The organism is Streptomyces flavotricini (assembly GCF_020639365.1).
GTDB lineage: Bacteria > Actinomycetota > Actinomycetes > Streptomycetales > Streptomycetaceae > Streptomyces > Streptomyces flavotricini.
This window is the reverse complement of record NZ_JAINUL010000001.1, coordinates 8,179,017-8,191,038: the sequence shown is the minus strand read 5'-3', so window position 1 is coordinate 8,191,038 and position 12,022 is coordinate 8,179,017. Positions and strand designations below refer to the sequence as shown.

Here is a 12,022-nt window from a genome sequence, read left to right as displayed (position 1 = left end):
GGTGTTGGCATAAGGGACCCGCGCGGTTTCCGGGGCGGAGGGCGGCCGGGTCAGCCGGCTCGCAGGGCCTGGAGCCGGGCCTCCGCGCTCGCGAGCAGCATGTCCAGGGCGACCGGGTAGGCGCTGTGGTTCATGCGGGCGGCGAGCAGTCGCCTGGTGGCGGCGATGTGCGGGTACTCGTCGGCCGGCAGGCGGGCGTAGGTGGACTCCCACTGCCCCTCGTCGGAGCTCCGGGAGGGCTCGGTCAGGGCGAGGGCGCCGGCGTCGAGGGCCGCGAAGGCCAGGCTCTGGTCGATGAAGGCGTGGTAGATCAGGACCGCCTCCGGATCGGGGAAGCCCGCGGTGCGCAGGATGCCGAGGACGGCCTCGTCGGCGGCGATCTCGCGGGGCCGGCCGGTCACGCGCCCTGCGGTCAGTACGGCCGCCTGCGGGTGCGAGAGGTAGGCGCCGTGGATGCGCAGCCCGAGTTCGCGCAGGTCGTGACGCCACTGGCCGGTGACCGCCCAGCCGTCGAGGGCCCGGCCGATCAGCTCCTCGCCGATGGCGAGGGTGAGGGCGTCCATGCCGTCGAAGTACCGGTAGAGGGTGCTGGGATCGGCTCCGAGGGCGGCGCCGAGCCGGCGGGCGGACAGGCCGGCGCTGCCGTGTTCGCGCAGCATGCGCAGGGCGGTTTCGACGATCAGCCGCTCGGACAGGACGACGCCCTGCCGGGTGGGGCGCCGTCGCCTGCGGGCTTCCTCGGGGACCACGGGCTTCGCCATCGGGTGCCTTCCTCCTTATGCCAACACCATTGACCTTATCTTGCGAGCGCGGCTTTCATGCCTCCCATGAGGCGCGGATCTCCGCGGACCTCACCGAGAGAGGGTTTCGTCATGCGTGTTCTGCTTGTGGGTGCCGGTGGCGTCGGTACCGCGATCACCCGGATCGCGGCCCGCCGGGAGTTCTTCGACCGCTTCGTGGTCGCCGACTACGACCTCGCCCGCGCCGAGGCGGCCGTGGCCGCGCTCGGCGAAGCCGGCGGCCGGTTCCACGCGCGCCGCGTCGACGCCTCGGACCAGGCGGCGGTGGCCGCGCTCCTCGCAGAGGAGCGGTGCGACGTACTGCTGAACGCCACGGATCCGCGGTTCGTGATGCCGCTGTTCGAAGCGGCGCTCGCGGCGGACAGCCACTACGTGGACATGGCGATGTCCCTGTCCCGTCCGCACCCCGGCCGGCCCTACGCGGAGTGCGGGGTCAAGCTCGGCGACGAGCAGTTCGCGCGGGCGGCGGCCTGGGAGAAGTCGGGGCGGCTGGCTCTGGTCGGCATGGGCGTGGAGCCCGGCCTGTCGGACGTCTTCGCCCGGTACGCGGCCGACGAACTCTTCGACGGGATCGAGGAGATCGGCATCCGCGACGGGGCGAACCTGACGGTCGAGGGCCACGAGTTCGCCCCGTCCTTCAACATCTGGACGACGATCGAGGAGTGCCTGAACCCGCCGGTGGTCTACGAGCGGGACCGCGGATGGTTCACCACCGAGCCCTTCAGTGAGCCGGAGGTGTTCGACTTCCCCGAGGGCATCGGCCCGGTCGAGTGCGTCAACGTCGAGCACGAGGAGGTGCTGCTGGTCCCGCGCTGGGTGGACGCCCGCAGGGTCACCTTCAAGTACGGCCTGGGCGAGGACTTCATCGGCAAGCTGAAGACCCTGCACGCGCTGGGTCTGGACTCGACCGAACCGGTCACGGTGCGCGGCGCGGACGGTACCCCCGTACGGGTCTCCCCGCGCGACGTGGTCGCGGCGTGCCTGCCCGACCCGGCCTCGCTGGGCGAGCGGATGTCGGGCAAGACCTGTGCGGGGACCTGGGTGAAGGGCACCAAGGACGGCCGCCCGCGCGAGGTGTACCTGTACCACGTGGTGGACAACCAGTGGTCGATGCGCGAGTACGGATCGCAGGCCGTGGTGTGGCAGACCGCGGTCAACCCGGTCGTGGCGCTCGAGCTCATGGCCGGCGGGGTCTGGGCGGAGTCGGGCGTACTCGGCCCGGAGGCCCTTCCGCCGCGCCCGTTCCTGGACCTGCTGACCGCGTACGGCTCCCCGTGGGGCATCCGCGAAGAGGGCTGATCGGAGCCTCCCGCCGCTGTCGCGGGCCGGGGCGGGGCGGGCCGGGGCCGCCCCGGCCCGCGACAGCGGCACACCGGCATCCGCTCCACCGGGCGCGTCTCAGGGGGTGAGGCGGGCGGCCAGAGCGGGCAGGAGGCGGAGGGCGTTGGTGCGGCCGATCTCGGCGCGCTGGGCGTCGGTCCAGCCGTCGAACTCGGCGAAACCGTTGGTGTTCTCGGTGGTGTGGGCGGCCGGCATGAAGGGGTAGTCGCTGCCGTAGAGGATGTGGTCCGTGCCCGTGAGACGGGTCAGGGCGGGGAGCGCGAAGTCGTTGGCGGACATCGCGATGTCGAAGTGGAGACGGCCGAGGGTCCCGATGACGTCCTCCGGGGCGCGGTCCTTCAGGTAGGCGCCGATGGTGGTGCCGTAGGTGAGGCGGCGGGCCAGGAACGGCAGGGTGCCGCCGGCGTGCGAAAGGATCATCCGCAGGTCCGGCAGGCGGTCGAGGACTCCGTTGAAGAGCAGGCTGGCCGCGGTGCGGGTGGTCTCGAAGGTGAACTCGTAGAGGGAGACCGGCAGGTCGAAGGTGGCCAGGTCGCGGCTGGGCGGAGCCGCCGGGTGGACGTGGACGGCCGCCCCGCGCTCGGCGATCTCCGCGAAGAGGGGCTCGAACTCGGGGTCACCGAGGTAGCGGTGGCCGTACGAGGTCAGGACGCCGACGCCGTCCAGGCCGAGCTCGTCGAGCGCGTAGCGGAGCTCCTCGCGCGCGGCGGCCACGTCGGGAAGGGGCAGGATCGCGAAGGCGCCGAAGCGCGTGGGGTACTCGCGGACCAGCTCGGCGAAGTACTCGTTGACGCGGCGGGCCAGCTTCTGGGCGTCCGGGCCGTCCAGGAAGGTGACACCGGGGGCGGTGATGGACAGGACGGAGGCGGCGATGCCGTGGGCGTCCATGACCTCCAGGCTCTGCTCCGGGGTCCACGTCGGGTAGTCCACGCCGGGGATGGCCTTCCGGTCGCCGAGGGCCTCGGCGTAGAAGGGCGGGATGGCGTGGTGGTGGACGTCGATCAGACCGGTGGGTGCGGGCATGCGGAGGCTCCTGGCGTGAGGACGGGTACCGGCGAAGTCTTCGCCGTTCGACGGGCTTCGCGTGGACCATAAGGCCGCGCGGGGCGGCTTCCCTCGGGGCGCGGCCTTCGCCTGTCAACTCCGGGGCGTCGCGGTCGCCCCGGGGGTGGTCCGGGGGCGCTGACGGCGGTGCCGCTCACGGAGTGCCGCCCGGTCAGGTCACTCCGGACGGCTGCCCGGCACCTGCCACCACAGGAGCCAGGCGCCGGTGGCGAAGATCAGCATGTTGGTGGCGATCAGCCCGGGATTCCAGGCGGTTCCCAGGTCTGTCAGACGCACCCCCAAGGCGAGGAGTCGCTGGAGGAAGAACCACAGGACGGCGTCGGCGACGACGAGTACCGGCAGGACCCGTGCGGGGCGCCAGCGGGGGCGGGGCAGGGCATGGCCGAGCGAGAACAGGATCAGGACGAGCAGGGTCGGAATGTTGAAGGCCCGGAGGTAGTGCTCCATGAAGTTCCACGGGAGCAGGGTTCCGATCAGCAGCAGCAGGGCGAAGCAGCCGCCGAAGCGGATCAGCCGGGCGCGGGACGGGCTCGGCGACGACGGGCTCGGCGACGACGGGCTCGAGGACGACCGGCCCGGCGAGGCCGGCCCGGGAGCCGCCGCGGCGGTGGTCGGCGGTACCGCGGGCACGGCGGGCCGCGGCGTTCCGGCCGTCCGCGGCTCGGCCATGGGCGGAGCGGATGCCGGTGCGGGGACCGGGACCGGGACCGGGACCGGGACCGGAGCCGGAGCCGGAGCCGGCACGAAGGCGGGCGCCCCGGCCGCCGGGGCCGTCATCGTCGGGGTGGATGCCGGCGGCGCAGCCGGGGCATCCACCGGGCCGTCCTCGGGGCCGGACCGGCTGCCCTGCGCCAGCCGCTCCAGCTCGGCCTGGGCGAGCTCCGCCGTGGCCCGCTGGGCCGGTTCCTTGGTCAGGAGCGCGGCCAGCAGCGGCGCCAGCGCTCCGGCCCGCACGGCCGGGCGCGGATCCTGGGTCGCCACCGCGATGCACAGCGCGCTGAACGTCTCGCCGCTGAACGGCGCTTCGCCCTCCACGGCCGTGTAGAGCGTGGCTCCGAGGGCCCACAGGTCGTTGGCCGGGGACGGCGGCCGTCCGAGCAGTTGCTCGGGCGCCATGAAGGCGGGAGTGCCCATCACCGTACCGGTCCGGGTCAACGCGGTGGTGGCGTCCGCCATGTGCGCGATGCCGAAGTCGGTGATGATCACCCGGTCGTCCATCAGCAGGACGTTGTCGGGCTTGAGGTCCCGGTGGACGATCCCGGCCTCGTGGGCCCTGCGCAACGCCTTGAGCATCGCCAGGGCCATTCCGGCGGCCTGCGGCACCTGCAGCGGCCCGTTCCGCGTGAGGGCGGTACCGAGGGAGACCCCGGTGACGTACTCCATGACGATCACGGGCGCTCCCCCGTGCGCGACCACGTCGTGCACGGTGATGATCCCCGGGTGGTTGAGGCGGGCGCTGGCCCGGGCCTCACGGAGCACCCGCTGTACGAGTTGGTCGCGATCGGCGTCGGAGACGCCCTGCGGGAGCAGGACCTCCTTGACCGCGACCTCGCGGCCCAGCGTCTCATCGCGCCCGCGCCAGACCCGGCCCATGCCGCCTTGGCCTATCAGCTCCAGGAGCCGGTACCGACCCCCGATCAATTCCCCGCCCGTAGCGTTCACGCGGATCACCATAGGACGAGAACGGGTGGCTCCGGGGCAACTGCCGCAACTGCCCGGTCGAGCGCGAACGCACGTGGCGGACCGCGCGAGGTCATTCCCACGAGCCGCGGGGGCCGTCCGGGGCGCGGGGGTTCGCGGCCGCGCCGCCCTGGACAGGATCGACGCATGTACTCCGTGAAGACCGTCCTGACGGCCACCGCCGCAATGCTCCTCACCCTCGCCGCTCCGGCCGCCGCACTCCCCGCGGCCCCCACCGCCGAGGCCCACCCCTACGCGTCCGCCGCCCGCCCCTGCCACGGCGCCCCGACCTGCTACGTCGATGTGACGGTCGCCCAGGTCTGGGTGAGCCCCGAACAGGTCCGGCCCGTGGACGCCCCGGCGACCACCAACCCCGCCGACATCCGCGGCTGGTTGACCACCATGTCCCTGGACGAGCGCCGCGAGGTCGCCGGGGAGACGCAGGCCCTGCACGGCGGCCGCGTGAGCGTCGACCGCACCGAGTGGCGCGGCGGTGTGCTCTGGGACCACGTATGGGTGCACGGCCAGCCCACCCCCAGGGACGGGGAAGGGCTGGGCGCGTACCCCGGCTGGATTCCCGACCGGCAACTGACCTCGGAGCACCGGCGCGCGCCCGGCGGTACGCACGAGGAACGCGTCGCCCGCCCCACGGCCCGGGGCTACGCCACCGCCCGGGCCGCCGCGGCCGGACGCGAATCAGGGCAGGCGGGCGAGTACTCGTACAACACCGCCTTCCCGGTGAAGGCCGGTCCGCTGCCCGGAGTCGTCACCGCCTACTCCCCCAGCGGTGACCGGCTGTTCTTCCGGGCCGGCGACCTGGCGCGGGTGCCGGCCGCACCGAGCGGCGCGGACGTGGTCGCCGCCGCACGCGCCTTCCTGGGTCTGCCCTACCTGTGGTCGGGCACCTCCGGATTCGGCTACGACTGCTCCGGTCTCACCGGCCAGGTCTATTCCGCCCTCGGCGTGACGATCCCCCGGGACGCCCAGCCGCAGTTCGACGCGGGCGGCGGGCAGGTTCCCGCGGGCTCGGCCGCGGGAGTGCGGATCACCGGTACGCAGGACCTCAGGCCCGGCGACATCGTCGCCTTCCGGCCCGCCACCGGCACCGAGGTCACCCACGTCGGCATCTACACGGAGACCAGGGACGGCGAACCCATGATGATCAACTCGCCTCGTACCGGGGACCCGGTCAGGGAGGAGCCCATCGGTTCCACCGGCCGCGTCTACGTGGGCGCCACCCGCTTCCTCACGCGCTGACGCGGCGTACGGCGCTGCCCCGCGGCGAGCCCGGCCACCGCCGAGGCCCCGCCCCGTCCGGACGTCCGGAGGGTGCGGGGCCCCTCTCGTGGGCCGAGGCCGGGGCCGCCGGGGCTGCCGGGGCTGCCGGGGCCGAGTGGCGGCTGAGAGGCGACGGGGACGGCATCCGGTTCCTCGTGGACGGGGGCGTCAGGCGCCGATGGGGGGCGCGGGCTTCGCCAGCCCGAGCTCGTGCACGTCGATGGCCTCGCGGACGGCGTTCGTGAAGCCGTTCCAGAAGTGGGCCTCGTTCTTGGTCGTGACGCCGTTGCCCGTACCGGCGGTGGCCCTGCGGTTCTCCCCGCCGTCGAAGGTGCCGAACATCGCCCGCCGGAGCTCGGTGGAGATCTCCAGCTGGGCGCCGGCTCCGGTGCGGGTGCGGTTCACGAAGTTCTGGGGGTCATCGCCGTTGATCTTGGAGTCGGCCGTCGCCATGGTCACTTGGACGGCCAGGTCGGCGTTGTCGCCGCGGAGCACCAGACCGTACTTGTCGAAGGCCCAGGCCAGGTTGGCCATCAGCCGCCGGTCACGGCCGCCGATGAGGATCTGCTTCTTCGGACCCTCCTTGGGGCTGAACCCGTGGAGGGAGACGGCGTACAGGTTGTTGGCGCACACGGCCAGGGCCGCCGGGTCGTCGCAGTGGGTGGAGGTGACGTGGAGCGCGTCGTCGTTGATGAGGGACTCGAACATCCAGTAGTCCCGCTGTACGAGCCCGCTCACGGGGGCGGGCATGGTGGCACTCGGCCCCTCCTTGTGGGAGTAGCCGGCGATGGCCAGGCACAGTTCGCTCGTGCCCGCTTCGATGCCGCCGCCGTGCGGGGCCAGGATCGCCGTGCTGCGGACGGCGATGCTGGACGACCGCAGATTGTCGCCGAAGTCGGGCCGGGCACTGCACCGGAAGCGACGCGTCCAGTCGGTCCCTTCCTTGAAGTCACCGCTGGTGTAGAGGTCGGTGTTCGAGGAGAAGCGCTCCGCAACGGAAGAGGCGGTGGTGCCCTCGTCCGCTACGGCCGTACTGCCGTTTCCGGCCAGGTCATTGAGCAGGGGCAAGGTGGCGATCGTGGCCGCCGCAGAGGTCAGCATGCTCCGCCGACTGGTGAGATTCATGCGGCGATCATCACCGATGACCCGGACATGACGGAAAGTGGAGGAGTGGGGTCCGGGCAAGACGCGGCAGCGCCGCACCGGTTGCACACCGGCGCGGCGCTGCGTGGTCCAGCGACCAGGCGGTCAGGCGCGGTCAGGGCTTGACGTTCACGCCGGCCCAGGCGGCGTCCACCGCCTTGGCCTCGGCGCTGTTCGCGCCGTAGAGGTCGGTGGCGGCCTTCAGGGTGCCCTCGCGGGCGCCGTGGTAGTCGGTGGTGGACGTGAAGTACGCGGTCAGCGCCTTGCACCAGATCTGGACTGCCTTGACCCGGCCGATGCCGGTGACGGTGGAGCCGTCCACGGTCGGGCTGTCGTAGTGCACGCCGTTGATGTCCTTCGCACCGCTGCCCTCGGACAGCAGGTAGAAGAAGTGGTTGGCGACGCCGGAGGAGTAGTGCACGTCGAGGTCGCCGACGCCGGCGCTCCAGTAGTCGGCCGAGCCGCGGCCGTCCTTGCTCGGCTTGTCCTGGTAGCGCAGCGGCTTGCCGTTGCCGAAGATGTCGATCTTCTCGCCGAGCAGGTAGTCGCCCCGGTCCTGGGCGTTGTTCGCGTTCCACTCCACCGCGGTGCCGAAGATGTCCGAGGTGGCCTCGTTCAGACCACCGGACTCGCCGGAGTACTGCAGGTTCGCGGTGGCGGAGGTGACGCCGTGGCTGAACTCGTGGCCGGCCACGTCGAGCTGGGTCAGGCGTGCTGGTCGCTCGCGCCGTCACCATAGGTGATGGTGAAGGACTGGTCGTCCCGGGGAGCGGCCCTGGCTCGGCGGCCGGTACCGGGTCGAGTCGTACCTCGACCACCAGGCCGACAAGCTCGTCCGGCGGTTCGACGCGGCCAGCTACGTGGCCCTGGTCGAGGCCATGAACACCCACGACATCGGACGGGGCCGCGGCGGTACGCGCGCGGCCCTCGCCCGGGTACGGGCCCGGGCGGTGGTGGCCGGGGTGGACTCCGACCGCCTCTACCCCCTCGCTCAGCAGGAGGAACTGGCGCGGGGGATCGCGACCGCGGACGAGGTCCGGGTCGTCCGCTCCCCGTACGGGCACGACGGCTTCCTGCTGGAGACGGAGCAGGTCGGCGGACTGGTACGGGAACTCCTGGAGGGCGGTGGGGAGCCGCCGGCCGTCCGGTTCACGCAGGCTGGGGCGTGAGGCGCTTGAGGCCCTTGCGGTCGTAGTACCGGGTCATTGCGAAGCCGAAGAGCAGTGCCAGGACGATCCCGATCCCGATCATGATCCACGAGCGGGTGAGGCCGGCGTCGCCGCGGGCGTCGAAGTAGAGGATCGCGCGCACGCCGTCGCTGAGCTGGCGCATCGGTTCGAAGTAGGACAGGAACCGGTAGAACCCGGGGACCGCGTTGAGGGGGACGGTGGCGCCCGACGACGGCAGGCCGAGCACGATGAACACGAACATGGAGACCAGTTGGCCGATCCCGCCGAAGGCGGCGTTGATGGCCTGGACCCCCACGCCGACCGCGAGGGCCGCGCAGTAGGAGTAGATCCACAGCAGCGGCAGGTGGGAGGCGTCCATCCCCAGGATCGTGATGCAGGCCAGCATCACGAGTGCGGAGCTGACCAGCGTGATGCCCGCGGTCATCACCATCTTGAGCAACAGCGTCTGCGTGCGGTTGATCGGTACGGTCGGACGCCGGGTGTGCCACGGGCCGATCTCGTTGTCGGCGTAGCCGAGGGCGGTGTCGACGCCGTTGCTGATGACGTTGCCGCCCATGAACCCGGCGAGGACCAGCAGCAGGGTGTAGTAGAAGGCCGACAGGCCGAGACCGCTGTGGGTGCCGACGGGGTGCCCGACCTGGGTGACGACCTCGACCGGGTCGGCGAGCAGTACCTTCGTCGTCGGGCTCGCCTGGGCGCCGGCGGCCTGCGTGAGCTCGTGGCCGATCGACTGCGACGCACTGTGGGCCGCCTTGGTGCTGATCTGGCTCGCCAGGGAGGACCCGAGGCTGCCCTTGCCGGGGTTGGTGAGCACGATCATGGTCGGCCGGTGGGTGGCCCCGGACGTGGTCAGCGCGGCGACGGCTTCCGAGAAGCCGGCCGGGACCACCAGTGCGCCGTAGACCTTCCCCGAGTCGAGCTGGTCCTGGGCCTGGGCGCGGGTCATCACGCGCCAGTCGGCCTTGCCGCCCGCGGTGTCGGAGGCGATGGCGGCGGTGATCCGCCCGCCGAGGTCCTGTCTTCCGGTGTCGTCGTCGACGAGGGCGATCGGCAGGTCGCGGAGGTGCCCGTTGGGATTGACGATGCCGCCCATGTAGAGCAGGGACAGCAGGAGGGCGAGGAGTCCCGTGAGGATGGTGGGGACCACCCAGATCTGGGGGCGGCGCAGCAGGGTCGCGGCGGTGGCTTCTGGGGCGGCGGGCGCGGACATGGGTCTCCGTTGCTTCCCGGTGGGCGGGCATCGAACGACGGTCGGCAGTCAGTGGCGTGCGGTCGGCAGTCGGCGGTCGGCAGTCGGCAGTCGAGTCGCCGACCGGGCGAATGCCCTCGGCCGACGACACCTCAGCATGCCCTCCCCCACCCCCGCCGCCCGCGCCCCGCCCCGCCCGCCTCCCTCCGATGCACTAGGCGGTGTCTCGTCGACTGCCATGACCCGGAGAGGCTCGCGGCCTTCTGGTGCGAGGTCCTGGACTTCAAGGTGATCGACCGGAGCGAGGGCAAGGTCGAGATCGGCTCTTGGATGCCGACAGCCGAGGAGGTCCGGGCCCGCCAGATGCCGCCCACCCTGGTGTTCATCGATGTGCCCGAGGGCAAGACCGTCAAGAGCCGGCTTCACCTCGACGTCAGCCCGATCGACGGCAGCACCGAGGAAGAAGTGACCAGATTGCCCGGTCTCGGCGCCGTCAAGGTGGACGTGGGGCAGGGCCCGGACCGGAACTGGGTGGTCATGGCCGACCCCGAGGGCAACGAGTTCGACGTCCTGCGCACCTTGGCACCGCACGACTAGGCCGTGTCTTTCGGATCAGGGTGGATCGGCCCGGGGCGGGCGACCTTACCCGGAGGTGTCCCGGATCGCGTGGAGGCGGCCCGGCCCCTCGGGCCGGACTGCGCCCACGAGCGGCGGGCACGGTCAGCGGGCGGGGGCCTCCCGTACCGGGTGCTTGCTGAGGATCGACACCCGGTTGAAGGCGTTGATGGTGATCGCCACCCAGATCACGGCCGAGATCTCGTCGTCGTCCAGGACCTCGCGCGCCCGCGCGTAGGCCCGCTCCTGGGCGAGGGCGTCCGCGGGGTGGGTGGTGGCCTCGGCAAGGGCGAGGGCGGCGCCCTCTCGGGCGGTGAAGAGCTCGGTGTCCCGCCAGGCCGCGAGCACGCCGAGGCGCCGGGTGCTCTCCCCTGCGCGCAGTGCGGCCCGGGTGTGGACGTCGAGGCAGAAGGCGCAGCCGTTGAGCTGGGACACCCGGAGGTTGACCAGCTCGACGAGGATCCGGTCCAGGCCCGCCTCGGCAGCCGTCGCGCGGACGGCGTCGGCGGTCCCGACGAGCGCCTGGTACGCGGCGGGGCTCTGCTTGTCGACGTAGATCCGGTCGCCGGCCCGGTGGGCTTCCGCGGTCCGTACCGTCTCGATCACCCTGTGCTCCTTCGCCTGTTGTCGCGGGTCGCCTTTCGGGACTATGATCACCCCATAGTTGTTGAAAGTAAAACTACTTTGTGCGGGAGGGGCCGGGGAGATGGGTCACACGGAGATCGAGCCCGGGGTCGGGGTCGGGGCCGAGGTCAGGGTCGGAGCCGAGGTCGGGGCCGAGGTAGGAGCCGAGGTCGAGGTCCTCACCGCCCGGGACGTCCCGCTCGGCGGACCGCGGGCGATGACCGTACGGCGCACACTGCCCCAGCGGTCCCGGACGCTCATCGGCGCCTGGTGCTTCGCCGACCACTACGGCCCCGACCGCGTCGCCGACTCCGGCGGGATGGACGTCGCACCCCACCCGCACACCGGGCTCCAGACGGTCAGCTGGCTGTTCAGCGGGGAGATCGAGCACCGCGACAGCCTGGGCACCCACGCCTTCGTACGGCCGGGCGAACTGAACCTCATGACCGGCGGCCACGGCATCAGCCACACGGAGGTCTCCACCCCCGGCACCACGGTCCTGCACGGCGTCCAGCTCTGGGTGGCCCTCCCCGGCGAACACCGCCACGCCGCCCGCGACTTCCAGCACCACGCACCCGAGCCACTCCGCGTCGACGGGGCGCTGCTGCGGGTGTTCCTGGGCGACCTCGCGGGCGCGGTTTCCCCCGTGCGCACCTTCACCCCGCTGCTCGGCGCCGAGATCCTGATCGACGCCGGCGCCACCGTCACCCTCGACGTCGACCCGGAGTTCGAGCACGGGCTCCTCGTCGACCAGGGCGACGTCCGTCTCGACGGCACCCTCCTGCGCCCCGCCGAACTCGGCTACGCCTCCCCCGGCCGCAGCGCCCTCACCCTCGGCAACGCGTCCGACCGGCCGGCCCGGACGGTCCTGCTGGGCGGTCCGCCCTTCGAGGAGGAGATCGTGATGTGGTGGAACTTCGTCGGCCGCAGCCACCAGGACATCGTCGAGGCGCGGGAGGAATGGGAACGGGCCTCCGACCGCTTCGGCGCCGTCGACGGCCACCCCGGAGACCGGATCCCGGCCCCCGCCCTGCCCAACGCCGTCATCGCGCCCCGCAAGAACCCCTCCCGGCACTGAATCCCCGCACCGAAAGGAC

9 protein-coding genes and 3 pseudogenes are annotated in these 12,022 nt (G+C 72.2%); 5 read left to right on the top strand and 7 right to left on the bottom strand.

Translation table 11 applies throughout. From position 1 onward, the window contains the following. Positions 1 to 50: 50 nt before the first annotated feature. On the bottom strand, positions 51 to 761 hold the full coding sequence (locus K7B10_RS37520) for a TetR/AcrR family transcriptional regulator (RefSeq protein WP_229343754.1): 711 nt from the start codon (positions 759 to 761) through the stop codon (positions 51 to 53). A gap of 111 nt (positions 762 to 872) precedes the next feature. On the opposite strand from K7B10_RS37520, the gene K7B10_RS37515 reads away from it, so the two are divergent. After that, a complete protein-coding gene (locus K7B10_RS37515) occupies positions 873 to 2,099 on the top strand; it encodes a saccharopine dehydrogenase family protein (protein ID WP_229343752.1) in 1,227 nt (408 codons plus the stop codon). Between the two features lie 99 nt (positions 2,100 to 2,198). Here the strand turns inward: K7B10_RS37515 and K7B10_RS37510 are convergent, their stop codons facing one another. Beyond that, positions 2,199 to 3,164 (bottom strand): amidohydrolase family protein, encoded by a 966-nt coding sequence (locus K7B10_RS37510; protein WP_030869333.1) that lies wholly within the window; start codon positions 3,162 to 3,164, stop codon positions 2,199 to 2,201. A 198-nt stretch (positions 3,165 to 3,362) separates the two neighbouring features. Continuing rightward, positions 3,363 to 4,868 carry a protein kinase domain-containing protein gene (locus tag K7B10_RS37505; RefSeq protein WP_229343750.1) on the bottom strand — a complete coding sequence of 502 codons (1,506 nt, stop codon included), beginning with the start codon at positions 4,866 to 4,868 and terminating at the stop codon, positions 3,363 to 3,365. Between the two features lie 165 nt (positions 4,869 to 5,033). Between K7B10_RS37505 and K7B10_RS37500 the strand changes: the two genes are divergently transcribed. Then, positions 5,034 to 6,143: a C40 family peptidase gene (locus K7B10_RS37500; protein WP_229343747.1), complete on the top strand. Its 1,110-nt coding sequence runs from the start codon at positions 5,034 to 5,036 to the stop codon at positions 6,141 to 6,143. A gap of 189 nt (positions 6,144 to 6,332) precedes the next feature. Here K7B10_RS37500 and K7B10_RS37495 read toward each other — a convergent pair whose 3' ends face one another. Together K7B10_RS37495 and K7B10_RS37490 are read right to left on the bottom strand one after the other, a co-directional pair. Continuing rightward, a complete protein-coding gene (locus tag K7B10_RS37495; RefSeq protein WP_229343745.1) occupies positions 6,333 to 7,289 on the bottom strand; it encodes a poly-gamma-glutamate hydrolase family protein in 957 nt (318 codons plus the stop codon). A 133-nt stretch (positions 7,290 to 7,422) separates the two neighbouring features. Beyond that, positions 7,423 to 8,069: pseudogene (locus K7B10_RS37490) on the bottom strand (M4 family metallopeptidase); the annotation flags it as partial. A gap of 5 nt (positions 8,070 to 8,074) precedes the next feature. Here K7B10_RS37490 and K7B10_RS37485 point away from each other — a divergent pair. Further along, positions 8,075 to 8,476, top strand: a pseudogene (locus K7B10_RS37485) (homoserine O-acetyltransferase); the annotation flags it as partial. Here the strand turns inward: K7B10_RS37485 and K7B10_RS37480 are convergent. Beyond that, entirely contained in the window at positions 8,457 to 9,707 is a 1,251-nt protein-coding gene (locus K7B10_RS37480; protein WP_229343742.1) for a YhgE/Pip domain-containing protein, read from the bottom strand. The pseudogene K7B10_RS37485 and the gene K7B10_RS37480 overlap by 20 nt on opposite strands. Positions 9,708 to 9,914: 207 nt before the next feature. On the opposite strand from K7B10_RS37480, the pseudogene K7B10_RS37475 reads away from it, so the two are divergent. Continuing rightward, positions 9,915 to 10,283 (top strand): annotated as a pseudogene (locus tag K7B10_RS37475) (VOC family protein); the annotation flags it as partial. Between the two features lie 123 nt (positions 10,284 to 10,406). On the opposite strand, the gene K7B10_RS37470 reads toward K7B10_RS37475, so the two are convergent. Next, positions 10,407 to 10,907: a carboxymuconolactone decarboxylase family protein gene (locus K7B10_RS37470; protein WP_229343739.1), complete on the bottom strand. Its 501-nt coding sequence runs from the start codon at positions 10,905 to 10,907 to the stop codon at positions 10,407 to 10,409. A 100-nt stretch (positions 10,908 to 11,007) separates the two neighbouring features. Between K7B10_RS37470 and K7B10_RS37465 the strand changes: the two genes are divergently transcribed. Then, the gene (locus K7B10_RS37465) at positions 11,008 to 12,003 is read left to right on the top strand and encodes a pirin family protein (protein WP_229343737.1); all 996 of its coding nucleotides are present in this window, start codon (positions 11,008 to 11,010) and stop codon (positions 12,001 to 12,003) included. Positions 12,004 to 12,022: the final 19 nt, after the last annotated feature.